The following is an 18,592-nucleotide window of genomic DNA, read 5'->3' as shown; positions in this document are numbered from 1 at the left end:
AATTCCAGCCAGAGATGCCCCACAACGCAGCTCTGGCTGCGTGCGTTTCTCTGCCGTGGAATAAACCTATCCAGCCGATAGCAAGGCCGTTCCCAACTTATGCCGAGCAATACCAGAAGGAAGAAGAGAGCCGTACGATTGCAAAAGCGATCAAGGCACGTGCTCGTGTTCAGCAATTACTACGCAAGCAGCCTTCCATTGTCCGCCTTGATGTTCAGTACAAAGCTGATGTTTTAGAAAAGGAGCAGGGGACACAACGTGCCGAGGCTTTTTTGTCTAAAACATTCGTTGACCGTATCTTACCCCGCGTTAATTTGGTGACTGAACGTTACCAGATTCAAGAAGTCGAGGCCGATAACGCGCTTTATATGGCCCGGTTTAACCGCATTCCTGATCTATCACGGGAAGATATCGAATTACTGGCGAATGACATTGCTCAATTTGTTCTTCAGAAGCTGCAAACAGTTGCGGATGACAGGCCAGAAGAAAGTGATCTGAAACGGGCGCATGTTTTATATATACGTGCTGCATCTATCACTCAAGCTTACCGTCAGGCTGCGCCTTACTGGGATAAGCTGACTGGCCGCTTTTTTGCTGAAACGGAAGCTATCGGTGCCATTTCTCGCATGACCTCAGATAAATGGTGGCTGGGTCGGTTGCGCCGTCTGGCGGCAGAATGGCGCGAACATTTGCAGATTTCAATTAACCGCGTCAGCAAACAAGCCAGTCTCTACGCCAGCAAAATGACTATTTCCGAATGGAAAGAGCAGAAGCATCGCACGAAAGAATTTATCAAGTCGATGGAGCTGGAAGATGAAGAGGGCAACCGCGTCAGCTTGATCGATAAATACTATGGCAGTGTGGCTAACCCCGCGATCCGCCGTACTGAAATGATGGTACGCATTCGGGGTTTTGAAAATATCTGCAATGAATTGGGCTATGTGGCTGAATTCTACACGCTGACCGCCCTGTCTAAATATCATGCCACAACCCGGCACGGACACCGTAACCGCAAATGGTGCGGCAGCAGTCCGGCCGATACGCAGAAATATTTAAGTGGCGTCTGGGCAAAAGTCAGAGCCAAATTACACCGTGACAACCTGCGCATCTTTGGCATTCGTGTTGCTGAACCGCATCATGATGGCACTCCCCACTGGCATATGCTGTTTTTTATGCGTCCTGAACAAGCCGGGCAGGTACGCGAAATCTTACGCCATTATGCCTTTCAAGAAGACAGGGCTGAATTACGGACTGAAAAAGCCCGTAAGGCCAGATTCCATGCTGAGGTGATTGACCCGCAAAAAGGATCAGCGACCGGGTATGTTGCGAAGTACATTTCTAAAAATATTGATGGCTATGCCATGGACGACGAACTGGATGATGAAAGTGGCCGACCTGTTAAAGATGCGGCCATTGCTGCAAGTAGCTGGGCTGCACGTTGGCGTATCCGTCAGTTTCAATTTGTGGGCGGTGCCCCGGTGACGGTTTACCGTGAATTGCGTCGCATGGCGGATCACGAGACGGCGATGGGTTTAAGTGTTGAGTTTGCCGAAGTGCATGATGCGGCTGATAACGGCGACTGGGCAAATTATATCAATGCGCAGGGTGGCCCCTTTGTTCGCCGTGAGGATTTGGTCGCGCGTCTGTGGTATGAAACCAGTCAGGAAACCAACGCCCACGGGGAAGACGTGATCCGTATCAAAGGGGTTTTCTCGCCTTTGGTGGGCATGGATACCCCCATCTTAACGCGTCTGAAGACTTGGCAGATTGTGCCGAAGTTGGCCGAAGCGTCAGCGGAGGCGGGTTTTAGCGGTGCGTCCGCGCCGCCTAGGAGTTCTGTCAATAACTGTACGGGGGGTTCTGGTACGGTCAACAGCAATAATCAGTTAATAGAAAAAATTATCGATTATGCGGATTCAGTTGGTATGAACTTTAGCCGATTTATGGCGAAGTCATTAATCATGGGTGGAAAAATTAGTATAGATGAACAGCCATTTAAGTTATGGATGAATGGCAGTTTTATTCCGGTGGAGTCGGAACGGCAACAAGAGGCGCGCCGTGATAGGTTGCGGGCGCGGATTAATAATCTGGGGCAGATGAGGCAGGAACAATGAAAGTTTTTGTGTTAAGTCGGAGAACTTATGGTACCAAGCATCACAGAGAGAGTACGGAGATAATCGGTGTGTTTTTATCTCATTCGGAGGTTATGTCCGCAGTTGATAATCATTGGATGACAATTGATGTTGCTGAATTCGATATTGATATCGATATCAAAGCACAACAGGTTAAAGGGATTAAATATGCCCGTGATCTGCTGATTGCGTCCCATATCAGAGGGTTCATTGATAAACCAGAATCTGAGGTGCGGGATATCGCAACCATGCTGGATGGCGCAGCCGAACAACTGAAACAAGAAGCGTCTGACCGTTGGGTGTTTGATGATTTTGGCGATCAGTGGCTGAGAGGATAAATAAAATGGATAACATCACATTACAGTTAGATACCGATATCGTTTACAACATTAACCGTAAATTTGTGCTGGATTTATTTGTCTGGCAGAAACGCTGGAAAGCCAATCAACATCACCGCAATCGCTTTTTGCATAAATGCAGGCAGGCGGGTGCTGATTATTATTTCGTGCTGGAAGCATTAAGCGATGCCTGCCTGACGGGGCGAAATAAGTTTTTTATGTCCAATAAGGAGTTATTGCCGAACTTTGTTCACTACGTTGCACAGTATTTCCCGAAACAGCAAGCAACGTTAACCGAAAATGCTGAAGAAATCCGGTTATTGACGCTCAGTAATGGTGCTGAAATCCGCTTTGTGCATGAAAACAGCCATGTTGCAGCCCTTTGTGGCGATGTTTATGTGTCAGAGTGGGCTTGGTCGGATAACCCTATTCAGTTGGTGCAATTAGCTTTGAGTCTAAAGCGATAACGCTTGAACAGTTCTTCAATCAGCTTTGCCTGATGCTTCCAGTTCATGCCCTGCCAGTAGAACGTCGCCAGTACCCGAAAGGCTTCGTTTGCCATCATCGGTGGGGCGACAATCACAAAAGTGGACGTATCACCGGAGCGGGCAGGGTCGAAGCCGCCCCAGACTTCACGTTCACCAAACGGGCGTGAAACGTTGGGGTTGTGATCTTCCCACAGGTTGATATCGACACCGCATTTATCAACTTGACTGTAGGTAAAGACAGAGGCGCCGCTGTCAACAAACACGCACATAAACAGCATGTTAAATGAGTCCGGGTTATACTTGTTGCGCAGTCGGTCGATGCTGGCGAGGTTAAAGCCGCCCTTAATAGCATCTTCCAAGGTAATGACATAGCGCCACTGACCATCGGGACAATCGCGCCCGCCGTCCCGCAGTTCATCAAAGGCAGGGAAAGCCACGTTCTTACGCTTGGGATCATTGCCGCGCCATTCGTCACCTGTCCAAAGAGAGTAGGCGGGATGGGTTTTCGCGCTGGGCGTTGAAAAATAAGTCGTGCGCCAATGATCATGGGTGGCCATTGCCGAAGCCACTTCGTTGAACCGCTTAAAATTCGGTATCCAGAAGTATTCATCGCAATATAAGTGCCCGCTGTAAGATTGGGCGGTGTTCTTGTTGGTCGAAAGAAAGCGTAGTTCTGCGCCATTGCTCAGGCGAATGTGTTCACCGGATAAGGTGATCCCGAAAAGTTGTTCAGCAAAGTTAACGATATAGGAGCGAAAAACTTGCGCCTGTGGTTTGGAAGCCGACAAGAACACTTGGGGCTTCCCTGTTAAGACTGCATCTTCAAAGGCTTCAAACGCAAAGTACCAAGTTGCCCCGATTTGGCGCGATTTTAAGATATTGCGTACTTGCTTATGCTTGTTGTCACGCAAATGTTTCTGATATCCAAACAAATTACTATCAATAAAGGTCTGGAAATCTTCCGCTGTCAGTGTCGAAATATCATTTTTGCGATAGCGTTTCTTTTTCTTCGGCTCACCGTCACCCGATGGCGCATAATCACTATCGTTACTTGCTTGCGCCCTCACTTTAATTTCGGTCAGTTTTTCTGTGTGCTTATTTTCCTGAATGGTCAGTTTCACATGATGGGCAATCAGGCGGTCGAGTTCGTCCAGTTCCAGCGCAGTTTTATGATTGCGTTCACTGAGCAGAGCCGCACGGCGATTAATCGCTTCATGCACACTTTCATGACTGAGCATATCCGCCCAATTCCATTTTTCTGCCCAGTAGTAAACGATCCGCCGATTGGGCAGATTTAACTCTTCGGCAATTTCAGCCGGAGTCGAGCGGCGCAGGTAAAGCGACTTTGCCACTTTGATTAATTCGTCCGAGTATTTAGCCATATCCTTAAGCATCCTTGTCCTTTCATGCCCTCATTATGCAGGGCTAATTTTCTCCTTACGTCCGGCCAACTTCGGTTGAATTCGGTTATGTGTCATATCCGAATTCAACCGCATTGAACCCCTCGCCGCCGCCGATTGAATCCGCAATACTGTATTGGAAGCAAACGAAAGGAATGCGATATGTCTCAGTTAATGACGAACTGGATATGTATTGCCATGGAAGGCGACACCGTCGATGGCCGGGTGATGGAGCCGCAATGGATTCTGGATGCGGCAGAACTTTATGACCCTCAATTGTATACCGCCCTGATTTGGCCGGAGCATGAACGCTGGACAGGAACGATGGGCGAAGTGCTCGCGGTTAAGGCCGAACGCGGGGAGGACGGGGCTTTGCGTCTTTATGCGCAATTGCGACCCAATCACCGTTTGTTGGACGCCAACCGGGACGGCCAACTGTTGTTTACCTCGGTAGAATTTACGATAGACGGTAACTGGCGCGGGACAGGCAAATCATATCTGGAAGGGCTGGCTGTCACCAGTTCGCCAGCCAGTGTAGGCACGACACGCTTACAGTTTAGTAAAAAGAAAAAATCTCATCGGTCAGGCACGTATAAGCCGCTGGTGATTGACGAAGTCAGGGAATTTAAACAAAAGGGAACAAAAATGGCTAAAAGCACTAAAAAGACATGGCGTAGTCGCTTCGGTATTGAAGAGCCGGAAGAAACCTCAGCCGAAACCACGGGTGACGATGTGTTGCAGGCTATCGCTGAAGCATTGGCAGAAATGGATAAGCGAATGGCTGCCGTCGAAAGCAAGCTGAAATCCACTGAGCAGGAAGTGGAAGAAGTACAGGGCGATATCGAAGCCGTCAAAGAGGTGGTTGATACCGAAGAGTTTGCCCGCTTGCGTGACAGTCTGCCGGATATTCTGAAAAAGTTTGGCAAACTGGATGGGATTGCGACCCACTTGCCGTCTAAAAATCCAAAAGGCAACAAGAACAAGAGTTTTAATTATCTGTGATCCCCTAATGGGAAAAGGCAAAGGGAAGAGCTATGCAATTAAATCAACGGGCACACGCATTTTTGCAGAATTACTCTGTGGGATTGGCAAAAGCCTATGGGGTTACGGATACCTCACGTTACTTCGCGCTGAGTGACCCGAAAGAAACCGCCTTGCGCGCCGCCCTGCTGGAATCCGTCGAATTCCTCAACATGATCACTTGTGCGGATGTGGATCATCTGTCCGGTCAGGTGGTGTCTGTGGGCAATCCGGGACTCTTTACGGGACGCAAGAAAGATGGCCGCTTTATGCGTGCGACGGGCATTGATGGCAATGAATATAAATTGGTGGAAACCGATTCCGGCGCAGCGCTGAAATGGGACTTGCTGTCCATCTGGGCGAACTCCGGCAGTGAAGAAGAATTCTTCCTGCGTATGCAGGCCTTTACCAATGAGTCATTTGCACTGGATATGCTGCGCGTGGGCTTTAACGGCCAGCGTATCGCCGAGACAACCAACCCGGACGAGAACCCGAATGGGGAAGATGTCAACAAAGGCTGGCATCAGATTGCCAAAGATTGGGAAAAAGGCAAACAGGTCATTACCACACCAATCACACTGGATGAACATGGCGACCATAAGTCACTGGATTCGATGGCTTCTGACCTGATTAACACCTGTATTCCGCCGCAATTTATTCATGATCCGCGTTTGGTGGTCTTGGTCGGGGCGGATTTGGTGGCGGCCGAGCAATACCGACTTTACCAGTCAGCCGACAGGCCAACGGAAAAAATTGCCGCGCAGATGTTGGGCAGCTCTATTGCTGGCCGTCCGGCGATGGTGCCGCCGTTTATGCCGGGCAAACGTATGGTCGTTACCATGTTGCCTAACCTGCAAATTCTGACGCAGCGCAATACCCGTCAGCGCAAGGCGGAATTTGTGGACGACCGCAAGCAGTTCGAAAACAAGTACCTGCGTAATGAGGGCTATGCGCTTGAAACGCCGGAGTTGTACGCGGCCTATGATGAGAGCGCCGTGACGATTGGCAAAGTGGCCGAACCTGCTGAAAAAACGGGTACAGACTAATGCTGTCACCTGCTCAACGACACCGGGCAGCGGTTGAACTTCGCCAGAAACTGACACGGCAACAAGCCGTCGCCATTGCCGATGGCGCGAGTATGCACCTGCAAGCCCGTGCCCTTGAGCAGGACGTGAAGCGGTTGCGTCAGTTGGCGTTGACCGCAGAACGGGTCGAGATGAAAAAGCGGGAATTGCTGCCCAATTATCAGCCTACAGCAGAGCGCTATTTAACTGAGGGCGAGGTGTACCGCAACCCGATTTTTGCCCATTGCATCATCTGGTTATTTGATATCGGGGATTTTGATAAGGGACTGGACTGGGCGGATATCGCCATTGAGCAAGGACAGCTCACCCCGGACTATTTTAAAAGTGGCTTTCCGGCGTTTGTGGCCGACACAGTTTTACTCTGGTCACAGGCGGAAGCCGAAGCGGGAAACCCTGTGGAACCCTATTTTTCAAGGACATTTCAGAATGTCACTGAAAAATGGAAGGTACACGAGAAGATTAAGGCCAAGTACTACAAATTTGCCGCCCTGAACCTGCTGAAAGGGGATAACCCCGACATTAAGGCCAGTTCGGTGGATAGGCTGGATGTGCTGGAGCAGGCCGATAGTTGGCTGGCGAAAGCCCATCATTGCAACCCGAAATCCGGGGTAAAAACTTATCGGCAACGGATTGCCGCCCGCGTACGGGCACTGGCAACCGAAACGCAACGACTACCGCAAGCCGGAGTGGGCGCGGTGGAGGCATAACAGCAATGTTAATGGCCGTGGAAACCGGACAGCCCGCTTTTTATTCAGGGAGAGAGGCACGATGTTTAATGGCAACACCGTCGATTATCGGGATGCACCGCTGACCAATGACGGCTTTTGGCCGGACTTGAACCTGAAAGAGTTTCAGGTCAATCGCAAACTGCCCGCTGATTTGGACAATGACATGCTCGCCAATGCGTTGCTGGCAACGGTGGCTGAGATCAATCTGGACTTGCAGCGCCTGAAATCGCGCTTGCAGGCCAAAGGCTACCCATGTGCGGCTGATGTGCTGGGCATTTCCATCAATGGCAATAACGCACTGGTCAGCCAGTATAAAAAAGCGGTCTATGCGCGGGCAAAGGCCGATTTACTGGGGGAGTACACGACACTGGTCAGCCGTGCCCCCAATCCGGGACAGGAAAGCCCGGAAGTGCGCAACCGACTGCTGGCCGAAGCCGCCTTCGTGCTGCGCAACATGAAAGGGCACGGACGCACAACGGTACGCCTGATATGAGCAAGTTACAGAAGCTAACCGCATTTTTACGGGAAAATCTGCCGGAACGCCTTTGCGAGACGGAATTTACCAGTGAAATGGATGAAATTCGCTTTATTCCGGCACAACGGGATTTAGGTCTGGGGCAATACCAGATGTTTGTCCAGCAATATGAGGTGGTGATTGCGTGGGGGCGTTTTCCTTATCGGGAGTGTGATCCGCGAAATATCCCCCTGCTGATAGATATCTGGCTGACTGAGCAAGGTGAAAGTTTGGGTGATGCCAATGTCGAACAGGAACGGCCATCATTAACGGTTGAAGTGGATGGCGACACGGCGGTTGTGGTGGTGTCGCTGTCACTGGCCGAGCCAGTGGTGATTAGGGAAGACCCGAAAGGCATGCTCCCCCTTGATGGCAAGCGCTGGTCACTGGCCGAACCCGAAGTGTGGTTCGCTGAACAAGGCGCGGTGCATAGCGTGGATGAAACTGGGGCAAGGATTGGGAAGCAGCTAACATGATACAGGGACAGATTAACCGGAAACAGCTTAAACAGTTAAAAGAAGCACTGGCACAACTTGATTTAACGCCAAACCGGAAACGAACCTTCATGATAAGGCTGGCGCAACAAACCATTGCCGCCTCAAAACGTTATACCGAACGGCAACAAACCCCGGAAGGACAGGCTTGGCCTGCCCGAAAGGGAAAGCGTAAGGCGAAGATGTTAACCAAGTTGCCGAAGTTATTGCTTATCAAACCGATGCCGGAAATTCAGGGGGTGCGCCTTTATCTCAAAGGCGGGGGCTATCACAGTGGCACAAAGCCGATTAAGGCCGGAGCGGTGGGGTACACCCAACAAAATGGATACCGCTTCACTATCAGGAGGTCGGACTTTAAAGCGCCCCGTGATCCTGACAAAAAAGCGACGAAAACGCAGGCGAAAAAACTCCTTTCCTTGGGTTACAAAGTCAGAAAAGGCAAAAAGAAAGGCTGGAAAGCACCCGCACAAAAAAATATCACAGGCGTAATGAGTTTTTGGCAAGCCGGGCTGCTCATCCGTTCTTTAAGTGGGGAAATGCAAAAAAGTACATGGACTGTGGATCTTCCCGCCCGTGAATTTTTGGGTATTAACCAAGCCGATTTTACTCAGGCATTAGAGCGAGTATTACAAGGGATTAACTACGGTGGACAACGATAATCTACCGATGAGAAAAAGGAACGAAACAATGTGGCCACATGTTCAGGTTAATCAGGTTACCGTTGCCCGTTTTTTCTCAGGTCACGCGTATGGCAAAAACAGCCGAAAGTCTGGCCATCACCAAAATGCAATTGCCGGGCAAACAAGGCGGCGGGTTACCGCTGCCTCAGCCGCTGTCAACATCGACCAGCCGCTTGGCCGTCAATGCACAACTAATAGAGCAGGCCAAGGCACAGGCCAGCGTGAGCAGCAGCTTGGCAGGATTGAAATCACAGTTAAGCGGATTTGCCACGGCAAGACAAAACGCCTTGCAGCAAGTCAGCGATACCCTGAACGGGATCAAGGATAAGTCGGCCAGCGTCTGGACGTTCTCCGGGAAAGGGAACGGCGTATTGTTGGCCGAAAAGATACGCAAGGGCATCCCGGAGCAGGATGCTGTTTATACCTTAGCCACGCTATTTGTCGCGGATGACATTAGCCCATTAGAAAGGATGCTATCGCATGAGCCAGATTATCACCCTCGCCCTTGATGGCGAGGCCATCCCGTTAAAAAGCCTGACCGTCACGCCCTCCGTGATGTTTCAGGATCAAGACCAAAGCGGCCAGTCTTCCAGTACGGCAGTCGCCGAACAGGGCATCAAGCCGAAAGAGCTGCGTATCACGGGCATTATTCCCTTTACCGAACAGAAAACCCTGTCGCGCCTGTTTGCACTGGCGGAAGCCAAAGACAATGGCAACCTGAAACGCTACCGGGTGGCTAATCTGACCGCGCAGGCCATTAATTTTCGTATCGGCACCTTTACGGGTACGATTGATGCCAGCAAGGTGGACGGTAAGCAGGCATGGCAGGTCACTTTTACCTTAAGGGAACATTTATCGGTGGCGGAAAAACGCGAGGCGCGTGCCACCGGGACGACGGAGACCAAAAAACAGACAGCGCCGGGCAAGGGGAGCCGTGACGCCAAAGAAGAGCCGGAACAGTTAAGCTGGTTTGAACAAACGGTTTTGAAACCGATTAACGACAGTATCGGAGGCGCCGCCGAATGAAACCGATCCAACGACTCAGCTTATCCGGTGATGTAGTGCATCTGGTTGATGCAAACCTGATGCTGGAGCTGTCAGCCTGTGGCCGGGGCTTTATCACCGCCGAGACAACTACCGATTACACCGGGAAACTGGTGCGGCTGGATGTGGGCTATACCGATTTGGTGTTGCGCTGGTTTACGGGCTATGTGGAACGCGCGCAGCCTGCCCAGAACGGCTATCAGCGGTTATTTGTGCGTGAGCTGGTCGGGGTGTTTGATAAAGCGTGGCCGTGCTCGTTTCAGCATCCGACCTTGCGCCAGATTACGGACTGGTTGCAGGCGCATAGCGGGCTGACCTTTATCTTGCCGGATGCGCCTTACACCGATAAACCGATCCCGCATTACACGCATAATGGCACGGGCTATCAGCTATTGGCGAGTCTGGGACAGGTGTTTGCCATTAAAGATTATATCTGGCATCAGTGGCCGGATGGTTCGGTGTATGTCGGCAGTTGGGCGCATTCCCTGTTTGCCGGAAAGCCCGTCGCTATCCCGAATGAATTTAGTCAGCAGCAGTCTGCTGGCAATATGATGACGATCCCGATGATCCAATCCCTGCGCCCCGGCGTGGTGGTCAATCAGCAGCGGCTGACCAGGGTCAATCTGAACAATGAAAATATGGTCATTACCTGGGACGCCCTCAACAAACTGACCGGCCAGCCGGGCAGCAAGACACCAATGCAGCGCCAGATTGATGCCGCTTACCCCGAATTATCGGCCGGGCTGCATTTGCCCAAGTTTGCCCGTATTGAAGCTCACACCGAAAACACGGCCAGCGGCGATATCTCTGATCCATTCCGGCCGCGTTATGCGGTGGATGTGCAATTGCTGGATGATAACGGCAAAGATGCCGCCGCGCCGGTTTACCGCGCTGTACCGCTGCCTTTGCCGATGGCGGGGGGTGAGTCGGGTATGTTCCAGTACCCGCCTGTCGGGACGATAGTTGAAATCGCGTTCGAGGGCGGGCGACCGGACAAACCGTTTATTCGTCAGACGTTGAGTCAGGGCAATACCCTGCCGAATATTAAGCCGGGTGAACAATTACAGCAGCAGCGGGCGGAAGTCTCGCAGCGGGTGACGCAGGAGGGTAGTTGGGTACGCCAGACTGACCAGAGCATTCAGGAATCGTCTATGCACCGCGAAATCAGGGCAGACACCGAAACCCGCACGGTGGTTGCGCGGGACACCACGGTACAGGCCACGGATAACATCACGGTACTGGGCACGGCTACGCTACTGGCGGGCGCTATTCAGCAGGTGGCAGACGGCGATTATAGTCTGGCAACTTCATCGAATTTCGTCGCCAGTGTGGGGAAAGAGGCGACTATTGACGTCGGCCAGAAACTGATTGAAAAAATTGGGCAGCTTAAGCAGAGCATTGCCGGCGTTAAGCAGGAGATCGTCGCCCCAGTGGTGTGGGTCGGCAGCCAGCAGCTCAATGTCATGACCCTGATGTTAGACACGCTGGACGTGGTGAAGGAACTGGCGGAACTGACCGCCGCGCATACGCATCACAATACCAGTCCCCCGGAGAACGCCAGCGCGATACGCAATACGGCGTATAAATCGGATGGGCTGAAACGGAAGTATTCGCCTGTGATTGGGTGAATATCGTTTATTTGTGTGAGATCCTCTACGCCATACCATAGGTTGATATTTTATGCTATAGGTATTAGACTGATGATGTTAGTTGAAGAGTAACGCGCTCTGACCGAGGCTACCAACCTTGGTTAGCACAAAACAGATATCCCTTCTTAAGGGAAATACAAAAAAGCCAACCTCACCCGTTGGTTTTTTTGTATTTACTGAGTCATTATTTTAATTGATTGAATCATCTGAAAATCATCCTATAATCTACGGCTGTTAGTTGAATAAGCGTAATGACCTTAACCTTAAAAGAGTAAGGAAATGGAATTCGGTGTCTTGTAAGTTTTACAGGACTTCTCAAAGCCCTGACTGAATACAGGTGGTGCTGGTTCAGTGCCTCGGTCAGAGCGCGTTACTCTTCAACTAACACTGATGAGAACCAACCGGACAGGCAGTGTAAAGGCGAAGGTTGGGGAAGTCGCGCTCCTTAAATAGGAGTCAGCGGATGAAAGCATTCAAAGCCTTTATTGACATTGCTATCATCGTTCTCAAGGCGTTAGTTGCGCTTTTAGAATTGATCCGTGCATTTCTGTAAGAGATAACGGAAACGTAGATAAGGCCACCGGGTTAACTACTCGGTGGCCTTTAACATTTATGATGTTTGCCAAATTTCTTTATTCTTTTTCAATTTTTTATTTCCCACCAAACGTAACCAGACGCACGCAGCGCCATTATTAATCGAACTGAAGTGGCACACTAATTTTGGTCACTGTAATAGAGGTGATACTCTCACGTCGCACAATCCCCACAAAATAAACGTAAACCTGACGTAAAACGCACTACACCGCACCCGCCTGCACGTTTTGGATCAAAAAATTATTTCAGTTTTAAAATCCTACAAGATGAACCGCCAGACCGCGCCAGCACTGGCGGTGTGGGAAGAATCGCAAAATGAAACGTGTGAAAAGATTTTCAGGGGATTTCAGTTTTTGGATCTAGAACGGATCGCGGGGAAAATATCAGTGCATTGATATTAAAGGAAAAATTATATTTTACGTGGGTGAATGGATCAAAAGGCAAAGCCGCGCTAACTTATGAAGTTGAGCCAGAGCGCGGCTTTACTGGGTATGCAGAACTGAAATTATTTTCTCTTTTGAAAGATGATGATGAAGAAAGAGAAAGTGTTAAAGTGCGCTTAATTCATTAATCAGCGCAGGATTGCGTTCAAGCATTTTAAGTAATTTAAGTGATGAACCAGAAGGAATACGGCGGTGTTGCTCCCAGCTTTGAATGAGAGAAGCAGAAACACCAACAGCTTCAGCAAATTCACTTTGCTTTAACCCAAAGGTTTCGCGTAGGTTTTTTACATCAGGCAGACGATGGCGATGAATATTTTCAGCAGGAACAGAAAGTTCCCCTTTTTCAATCGCTACCATCTGATTCATGCTTTCAACCAGATCATCAAAAAGTTTTTTGTCCATAGTGTCTCCGTTGTATGAACATTGCCGCGTATCTACGCGGCGTTGATTATTGCAATTTACTACTGATGGCTTTAAGTACTTCTTTTTCTTTTGGAGTTAAATCATCTTTTTTATTTTTAGGGTAAATCAAAAGGAGATAGAGTTTTCCAGTTTTAGTGATGGTGTAGTAGATGATTCTGACACCGCCACGTTTCCCCATTCCTTCTCGCTGCCAGCGAATCTTTTTACACCCTCCAGTAGCACTAATGGTACTGCCTTGTTCATGATTCTTTAGTAAATGCTCCTGTAGTTGTCTAAATTCATCATCAGTTAACAATTCTGCCCGTTCTCTACTAAACACGGGGGTTTCGATAAAAAGTAGGTATTCCATAAAACACATCCTTGTCCGTCTATGGAAAATATTATATTCGTACCATGTACGAATGTCAAAGTAAAATAGTACATGGTACGAAAATTTAATAAGCAAAGAAAAATGTAGTTGACCTTCTGAAGACAATTCATTATCGTTTTTACATGAGGCGTCGAAACCTCAAGTAAGCGGTCAGAACCAACCCCGTCAGTGTTGGATTTTTTATGCCTGATTTTTGGTGGTAGCCTTCTAGCTATCACTTCCCCGATCAAAGTCGGGAGGGCGACTAATACAACACCCGCAAGGGGAATAAGTCCGCGGCTCTTACTGCCGTTTCGAACCTCCCGGCACCACTACGATAGTGGTAACTTCGAAGAAAAGTAAGGAGTCAGAAATGACTAATCTCTCAGTAACCCCATTCATGTTTGAAAATCAGCAAGTACGCACATTGACTAAAAATGGCAACCCTTGGTTTGTTGCTCAAGATATATGTGATGCATTGAAAATCAAAAATAGCAGGGATGCCATCGCAAAACTTGATGACGATGAAAAGGGTGTCGCTTTAACCGACACCCTTAGCGGAAAGCAAAAAGTAAACATCATCAATGAATCAGGAATGTATTTTTTGGTAATCCGTTGTCGTGATGCTGTGAGAAGAGGAACGCTACCTCATCGTTTTCGTAAGTGGGTTACTAGTGAGGTTTTACCAGCAATTAGAAAGACTGGTAGTTATATAAGAAAAAAGAATACTGCTTCTCTGGGGCAGGACATCATTTGTCCATGCTGTGAAAAGCCCGCCAATATTGTGAGTGTCAAATATTACCATCGGGAGAAATCAGAGATTGTTGCTTTGTGTAATAACTCTCAATGCCCAAGCTTGCCATTTAAAGTAGATCTTTCATTCTGTCACTACTTGCAAGTTGAGGATGAAAATAGGAATGTATTGCGATACAAGGCAGTTAATCAATGGAATGACTTCTATTCAGAAGCTAAAACTGGTGAATGCCTTAGCATCTAGGTAGTGTCCATTTGTGCCCATAAAAATAAAATGGGTGGACGCAAAGTGGACATTGGGCAAACAAAAAGGGCTACACTTTCGTGTAACCCCTTGTTTTATTTGGTGGAGCTGGCGGGAGTTGAACCCGCGTCCGAAATTCCTACATCCTCGGTACTACATGCTTAGTCTAGTCTTTACATTCGCTTGCCAGCTGCGGACAGACACGCCACTAACAAACTAGCCTGATTGGATTTAACGCTTCAACCCCAGGCAGGGTATCCACGCGATCTCTTTTGGGTTTGACCTCTCTTGATCCCCGTCCTAAGAGCTGAGGCTAGGGAGAGAGGGCTCTGCGCAGGTTATTAAGCTGCCAGTGCGTAGTTTTCGTCGTTTGCGACTATTATTTTGCGGCTTTTAACGAGGCCAACCGCCCCTCGGCATGCACCTTGGGTTTCGCGAATCCCGTCGAATCCAGAATCAGCCCCAAGTATGTTAAGCGTGAGTATATCAGAATATTGGGAGATAATGCCAGTGATTAACGCCCTGAATTCTTCATAATTCTCGCTTTGTCTAATTTCCATTCACGTTCTTTGATATCTGAACGTTTATCATGCGCTTTTTTACCTTTTGCAACGCCAATTTTGACTTTGCTCCAAGCATTTTTCCAATACATGGAAAGCGCAACGATGGTATAACCTTCGCGATTGACCCGACCGTACAGTGAATCAAGTTCACGTTTGTTAAGTAGTAGTTTGCGTAACCGTGTTGGGTCACAAACTACATGGGAAGAAGCAACATTCAATGGTGTGATTGTTGCACCAAAAAGATAAGCATCACCATCTTTGAGCAAAACATAACTCTCACTGATATTTGCCTTGCCAGCGCGCAGTGATTTGACTTCCCAACCTTGTAAGGATAAGCCAGCTTCGAATTCTTCTTCGATGAAATATTCGTGGCGGGCTCGCTTATTCATGGCAATTGTTGCCGAACCGGATTTGTGTGCTTTTTTCTTTGTCATAATGCGTTGTATTATACTGTATGCGTTGATGAAAGAAATCTCTTCTGTATGATATTTAGCGACAAGTGTGCATTTATTGTTTCAAATGTCATCAGGTTTTTATTTAACCACATTTAAGTGATACTATTCAGCGCTGTTACGTTTAACAGGAAATGATATGCCACAGATTAATCGCTCTGCGCTAGTGCCTTACAGCGTGGAACAAATGTATAAATTGGTCAATGATGTGACGTCTTATCCGGACTTTTTGCCGGGATGTGTGGGGAGCCAGGTAATAAGCAGCAGTAATAATGAAATAACTGCTTCTGTTGAGGTCTCCAAAGCTGGGATAAGTAAGACTTTCGTGACGCGTAATACGTTATTCGATAATAAAAGCATCAACATGCAGCTTGTTGATGGGCCTTTCCGTAAGTTGATGGGCGGGTGGCATTTTACTCCGCTGAGTGAGGATGCCTGCAAGGTTGAATTACATCTTGATTTTGAATTTACTAATAAGTTGATTGAGTTGGCTTTTGGTAAAGTATTTAAGGAATTGGCAGGAAATATGGTCCAGGCGTTTACTCAACGTGCACGTGAGGTTTACCGTGTCTAAGATCAATATCGAAGTCGTTTATGCTCTGCCTGAACGGCAATATCTGTGTAATGTGAAATTACCTCAGGGAGTAACTGTCGAGCAGGCAATTGTTGCATCTGGTCTTTTGACATTACGTCATGATATCGATTTGACGAAGAATAAAATCGGCATTTATAGCCGCCCTGCCAAATTGACTGATATGTTAGAAGAGGGGGATCGTGTAGAAATTTATCGCCCTCTGATTGCTGATCCAAAAGAAATGCGGCGTAAGCGAGCAGAACGCGCTAAAAATAATGCTCAATAATATGTAATTATTCGCCAGAGTTTTTACTGGCGAATATACCCGTCGTATTTCAAGTTGCGGCTTTGTTGGCTACGTTTACTCACCCCAGTCACATAGTAACTATACTCCCGGGGATTTGTTCCATTGTCGTTGCGCTGCATCTTGAAATCCATTGGGTATAAATAAAACCCAAACATTACTGCTTCTCTGGCAGTGATTTTTCATTTTTGATGTCAGTCAGTATACCTGAGTTATCAAAGGTAAGTGTCAGGGTTTCCTGAGAGGCTTTTTCATGCCCAGGTTGCTGGCGGAATACGTAATACCAAGTTTGGCTTCCGAACGGATCGGTCAGCATTGGTGTTCCCAAAGTGTAAGCAACTTGCTGTTGGGTCATTCCCTTCTGGATTTTTGATACCGCAGCCGGCGTCAAGTAATTCCCTTGATTAATATCAGGACGATAAACAATTCGCTCAAACATGGAGCAACCCGCAGTTAGCATAACAAGTGATACAGTAGCGGCAGTCAACAATTTACAGCGCATAGTAATTACATTCCTTTAGGAGTTAAGCCGTCGATAATAATAAACATTGAAGAGATTGAAAACCTCTACGCGTTTACCTATGACTTCAAGTATACAAAAAAGTTGTATTAATTTATGCCGCTAACAGTTCTTTTGCATTAGCTAGTGTGTTTTTTGTTACTTCGTTGCCTGCCAGAAGCCTTGCAAGCTCTTGAAGTCGTGCTTTTTTGTCCAACAGTTGCATTTGGGTCTCAGTTTTTTCTCCATCAGTTTGCTTACTGACATAAAAGTGTTGGTGACCACATCCGGCGACTTGAGGTAAATGAGTGACACACATGACTTGAGTTGATTCTCCCAATTCACGCAATAAACGTCCAACAATCGCTGCTGTCGGGCCACTGATGCCTACATCAACTTCATCGAAGATGAGTGCAGGTGTTTCCATTTTCTTAGCTGTAATCACCTGAATTGCTAAAGCAATACGGGAAAGTTCCCCACCTGATGCTACTTTTGCCAGTGATTGGTGAGGCTGACCGGGGTTGGTTGTTACATTGAATTCGACTTTACTGGCACCATCAATATTTAGATGTTCTGGCTCAAAAGTAATATCAATGGTAAAGCGACCATGTGGCATGGAAAGTTGGTGCATGCTGTTTGTTATCAGCTGGCTTAATTCCACCGCATATTTCTGACGAATATGGTGCAGCCTTTCTGCCACATTCAGGGCTTGTTGGTAGTGTTGGCTGACAAGTTCGCTGAGATGGGCGCAATCATCTTCTTGCTGGGATAATTGGTGTTGTTCTTCCAGCAATTGTTGATGCAGAGCTGGCAGCTCTTCTGGGGCCACGTGATGTTTGCGTGCAATGCCTACCTGTTGGGATATTTTTTGTTCCAGCTCGAATAACCGATTAGGGTCTAATTCCAGTTGATCACTGTAGTGACGCAATTCATCACTGACTTCATTGATCTGAATAGCCGCTTCTTCCAACATATTCAGTAAATTGCTGAGCTTATGATCCATGCTGGCAAGTTCTGTTAATTCACTTCGCGCATAGTTGAGAAGGCTGACGATGTTCTGCTCATCGTTATCGTTTAGGATTTGGAGAACGTTTTGGCTGATGGACAAGAATTGCCCACAATTTGCCAGACGTTTATATTCGCTATCCTGTTCCTGGTAATCGCCTAATTGTGGTGACAATTCATTGAGTTCTTTCAGGTGATATTCCAATAATTGCTGGCGCGAACGACGTTCGAGGGCTTGTTGTTGAAATTGAGAAAGAGCCTGACAACTTTGTCGCCATTGTTGGTAAGCCAGCTTCATTTCATGTTGGAGTTCAAAATCGCCCGTGTAGATATCCAGTAAGCGCCTTTGGTGACGATTTTCCAGCAACAATTGATGGGCATGTTGCCCGTGGATTTGAATCAGATGTGAACCTAATTCACGCAGTTGAGAAAGAGGTACGGCTGTGCCATTGATAAAGCCGCGAGAGCGCCCATCAGCGGTAATTGTTCGGCGCAATAGGCACTCATTATCATCATCAAAATTGCCATCAAGCTGGTGAACTTCGAGCCATTTACGTGCAGAAGGGGCATCAGCCAATGAAAAACGGGCACAAAGATCAGTACGTGAAGCATCTGCTCGAACCATATTAGCTTCGCCGCGATTGCCAAGGCATAAACCCAATGCATCAATCGCGATAGATTTACCGGCTCCGGTTTCGCCGGTTATTGCTGTCATTCCTGAGCGGAAATCAATTTCAAGTTCGCGAACAATAGCAAAATTATTGATGGTTAACTGAGTCAGCATCATGCTCCTCCTGCTTTTTACTGTGTATAAAGA

Annotated in this window: 22 protein-coding genes, 1 other RNA gene and 1 pseudogene; 17 read left to right on the top strand and 7 right to left on the bottom strand. The window is 48.0% G+C overall.

Annotated features, from left to right (window positions below):
- Positions 1 to 14: 14 nt before the first annotated feature.
- The 3 genes from AC5JQI_RS13445 to AC5JQI_RS13435 are packed head-to-tail and all read left to right on the top strand — an operon-like array spanning position 15 to position 2,937.
- Entirely contained in the window at positions 15 to 2,114 is a 2,100-nt protein-coding gene (locus AC5JQI_RS13445; RefSeq protein WP_493914681.1) for a replication endonuclease, read from the top strand.
- On the top strand, positions 2,111 to 2,470 hold the full coding sequence (locus AC5JQI_RS13440; RefSeq protein WP_493912525.1) for a hypothetical protein: 360 nt from the start codon (positions 2,111 to 2,113) through the stop codon (positions 2,468 to 2,470). Before AC5JQI_RS13445 ends, AC5JQI_RS13440 begins: the two co-directional genes overlap by 4 nt.
- Before the next feature lie 5 nt (positions 2,471 to 2,475).
- Positions 2,476 to 2,937 (top strand): terminase large subunit domain-containing protein, encoded by a 462-nt coding sequence (locus tag AC5JQI_RS13435; RefSeq protein ID WP_493912524.1) that lies wholly within the window; start codon positions 2,476 to 2,478, stop codon positions 2,935 to 2,937.
- Here the strand turns inward: AC5JQI_RS13435 and AC5JQI_RS13430 are convergent.
- Positions 2,928 to 4,340 (bottom strand): annotated as a pseudogene (locus AC5JQI_RS13430) (terminase large subunit domain-containing protein); the annotation flags it as partial. The gene AC5JQI_RS13435 and the pseudogene AC5JQI_RS13430 sit on opposite strands and share 10 nt — an antisense overlap.
- A 180-nt stretch (positions 4,341 to 4,520) precedes the next feature.
- Here AC5JQI_RS13430 and AC5JQI_RS13425 point away from each other — a divergent pair.
- The 11 genes from AC5JQI_RS13425 (at position 4,521) to AC5JQI_RS13375 (ending at position 12,737) form a co-directional block, all read left to right on the top strand.
- A complete protein-coding gene (locus tag AC5JQI_RS13425) occupies positions 4,521 to 5,360 on the top strand; it encodes a GPO family capsid scaffolding protein (protein WP_493912523.1) in 840 nt (279 codons plus the stop codon).
- A 32-nt stretch (positions 5,361 to 5,392) separates the two neighbouring features.
- Positions 5,393 to 6,424, top strand: a complete 1,032-nt coding sequence (locus AC5JQI_RS13420) for a phage major capsid protein, P2 family (protein ID WP_493912522.1) — start codon at positions 5,393 to 5,395, stop codon at positions 6,422 to 6,424.
- Positions 6,424 to 7,170, top strand: a complete 747-nt coding sequence (gpM, locus tag AC5JQI_RS13415; RefSeq protein WP_493912521.1) for a phage terminase small subunit — start codon at positions 6,424 to 6,426, stop codon at positions 7,168 to 7,170. Before AC5JQI_RS13420 ends, gpM begins: the two co-directional genes overlap by 1 nt.
- Before the next feature lie 61 nt (positions 7,171 to 7,231).
- A complete protein-coding gene (locus tag AC5JQI_RS13410) occupies positions 7,232 to 7,684 on the top strand; it encodes a head completion/stabilization protein (protein ID WP_493912520.1) in 453 nt (150 codons plus the stop codon).
- Positions 7,681 to 8,181, top strand: coding sequence for a phage tail protein (locus AC5JQI_RS13405; RefSeq protein WP_493912519.1), 501 nt, complete (start codon positions 7,681 to 7,683; stop codon positions 8,179 to 8,181). Before AC5JQI_RS13410 ends, AC5JQI_RS13405 begins: the two co-directional genes overlap by 4 nt.
- Positions 8,178 to 8,858 carry a phage virion morphogenesis family protein gene (locus AC5JQI_RS13400; protein ID WP_493912518.1) on the top strand — a complete coding sequence of 227 codons (681 nt, stop codon included), beginning with the start codon at positions 8,178 to 8,180 and terminating at the stop codon, positions 8,856 to 8,858. The genes AC5JQI_RS13405 and AC5JQI_RS13400 overlap by 4 nt, the downstream gene beginning before the upstream one ends.
- An 89-nt stretch (positions 8,859 to 8,947) precedes the next feature.
- Positions 8,948 to 9,388, top strand: coding sequence for a hypothetical protein (locus tag AC5JQI_RS13395; protein WP_493912517.1), 441 nt, complete (start codon positions 8,948 to 8,950; stop codon positions 9,386 to 9,388).
- Entirely contained in the window at positions 9,360 to 9,905 is a 546-nt protein-coding gene (locus tag AC5JQI_RS13390) for a baseplate complex protein (protein WP_493912516.1), read from the top strand. The genes AC5JQI_RS13395 and AC5JQI_RS13390 overlap by 29 nt, the downstream gene beginning before the upstream one ends.
- Complete coding sequence (locus tag AC5JQI_RS13385) at positions 9,902 to 11,551, top strand: type VI secretion system Vgr family protein (RefSeq protein ID WP_493912515.1); 1,650 nt, start codon at positions 9,902 to 9,904, stop codon at positions 11,549 to 11,551. The genes AC5JQI_RS13390 and AC5JQI_RS13385 overlap by 4 nt, the downstream gene beginning before the upstream one ends.
- Before the next feature lie 484 nt (positions 11,552 to 12,035).
- Positions 12,036 to 12,125 (top strand): damage-inducible type I toxin DinQ, encoded by a 90-nt coding sequence (gene dinQ, locus AC5JQI_RS13380; protein ID WP_493912514.1) that lies wholly within the window; start codon positions 12,036 to 12,038, stop codon positions 12,123 to 12,125.
- 432 nt (positions 12,126 to 12,557) lie between these two features.
- Positions 12,558 to 12,737, top strand: coding sequence for a hypothetical protein (locus AC5JQI_RS13375; protein WP_493912513.1), 180 nt, complete (start codon positions 12,558 to 12,560; stop codon positions 12,735 to 12,737).
- Here AC5JQI_RS13375 and nadS read toward each other — a convergent pair.
- On the bottom strand, positions 12,715 to 13,011 hold the full coding sequence (gene nadS / locus AC5JQI_RS13370; protein WP_323871048.1) for a NadS family protein: 297 nt from the start codon (positions 13,009 to 13,011) through the stop codon (positions 12,715 to 12,717). The genes AC5JQI_RS13375 and nadS overlap by 23 nt on opposite strands.
- Positions 13,012 to 13,057: 46 nt before the next feature.
- Positions 13,058 to 13,381 carry a type II toxin-antitoxin system RelE/ParE family toxin gene (locus AC5JQI_RS13365; protein WP_493912512.1) on the bottom strand — a complete coding sequence of 108 codons (324 nt, stop codon included), beginning with the start codon at positions 13,379 to 13,381 and terminating at the stop codon, positions 13,058 to 13,060.
- 373 nt (positions 13,382 to 13,754) lie between these two features.
- Between AC5JQI_RS13365 and AC5JQI_RS13360 the strand changes: the two genes are divergently transcribed.
- Complete coding sequence (locus tag AC5JQI_RS13360; protein ID WP_493912511.1) at positions 13,755 to 14,378, top strand: BRO-N domain-containing protein; 624 nt, start codon at positions 13,755 to 13,757, stop codon at positions 14,376 to 14,378.
- 100 nt (positions 14,379 to 14,478) lie between these two features.
- Here AC5JQI_RS13360 and ssrA read toward each other — a convergent pair.
- Positions 14,479 to 14,842, bottom strand: a transfer-messenger RNA (tmRNA) gene (gene ssrA, locus AC5JQI_RS13355).
- Positions 14,843 to 14,892: 50 nt separating this feature from the next.
- Positions 14,893 to 15,375, bottom strand: a complete 483-nt coding sequence (gene smpB, locus AC5JQI_RS13350) for an SsrA-binding protein SmpB (RefSeq protein WP_237386103.1) — start codon at positions 15,373 to 15,375, stop codon at positions 14,893 to 14,895.
- 157 nt (positions 15,376 to 15,532) lie between these two features.
- Here smpB and AC5JQI_RS13345 point away from each other — a divergent pair, with 157 nt between their 5' ends.
- Together AC5JQI_RS13345 and AC5JQI_RS13340 are read left to right on the top strand one after the other, a co-directional pair.
- On the top strand, positions 15,533 to 15,967 hold the full coding sequence (locus AC5JQI_RS13345; RefSeq protein ID WP_237386102.1) for a type II toxin-antitoxin system RatA family toxin: 435 nt from the start codon (positions 15,533 to 15,535) through the stop codon (positions 15,965 to 15,967).
- A complete protein-coding gene (locus AC5JQI_RS13340) occupies positions 15,960 to 16,253 on the top strand; it encodes an RnfH family protein (RefSeq protein ID WP_237386101.1) in 294 nt (97 codons plus the stop codon). The genes AC5JQI_RS13345 and AC5JQI_RS13340 overlap by 8 nt, the downstream gene beginning before the upstream one ends.
- 175 nt (positions 16,254 to 16,428) lie before the next feature.
- Here the strand turns inward: AC5JQI_RS13340 and bamE are convergent, their stop codons facing one another.
- The gene (gene bamE, locus AC5JQI_RS13335; protein ID WP_493912510.1) at positions 16,429 to 16,773 is read right to left on the bottom strand and encodes an outer membrane protein assembly factor BamE; all 345 of its coding nucleotides are present in this window, start codon (positions 16,771 to 16,773) and stop codon (positions 16,429 to 16,431) included.
- A gap of 112 nt (positions 16,774 to 16,885) precedes the next feature.
- Positions 16,886 to 18,559 (bottom strand): DNA repair protein RecN, encoded by a 1,674-nt coding sequence (recN, locus tag AC5JQI_RS13330; protein ID WP_493914680.1) that lies wholly within the window; start codon positions 18,557 to 18,559, stop codon positions 16,886 to 16,888.
- Positions 18,560 to 18,592: the final 33 nt, after the last annotated feature.

The sequence above is a fragment of the Xenorhabdus sp. XBWT genome (assembly GCF_059072735.1).
This window is presented reverse-complemented; position numbering and strand designations above follow the sequence as displayed.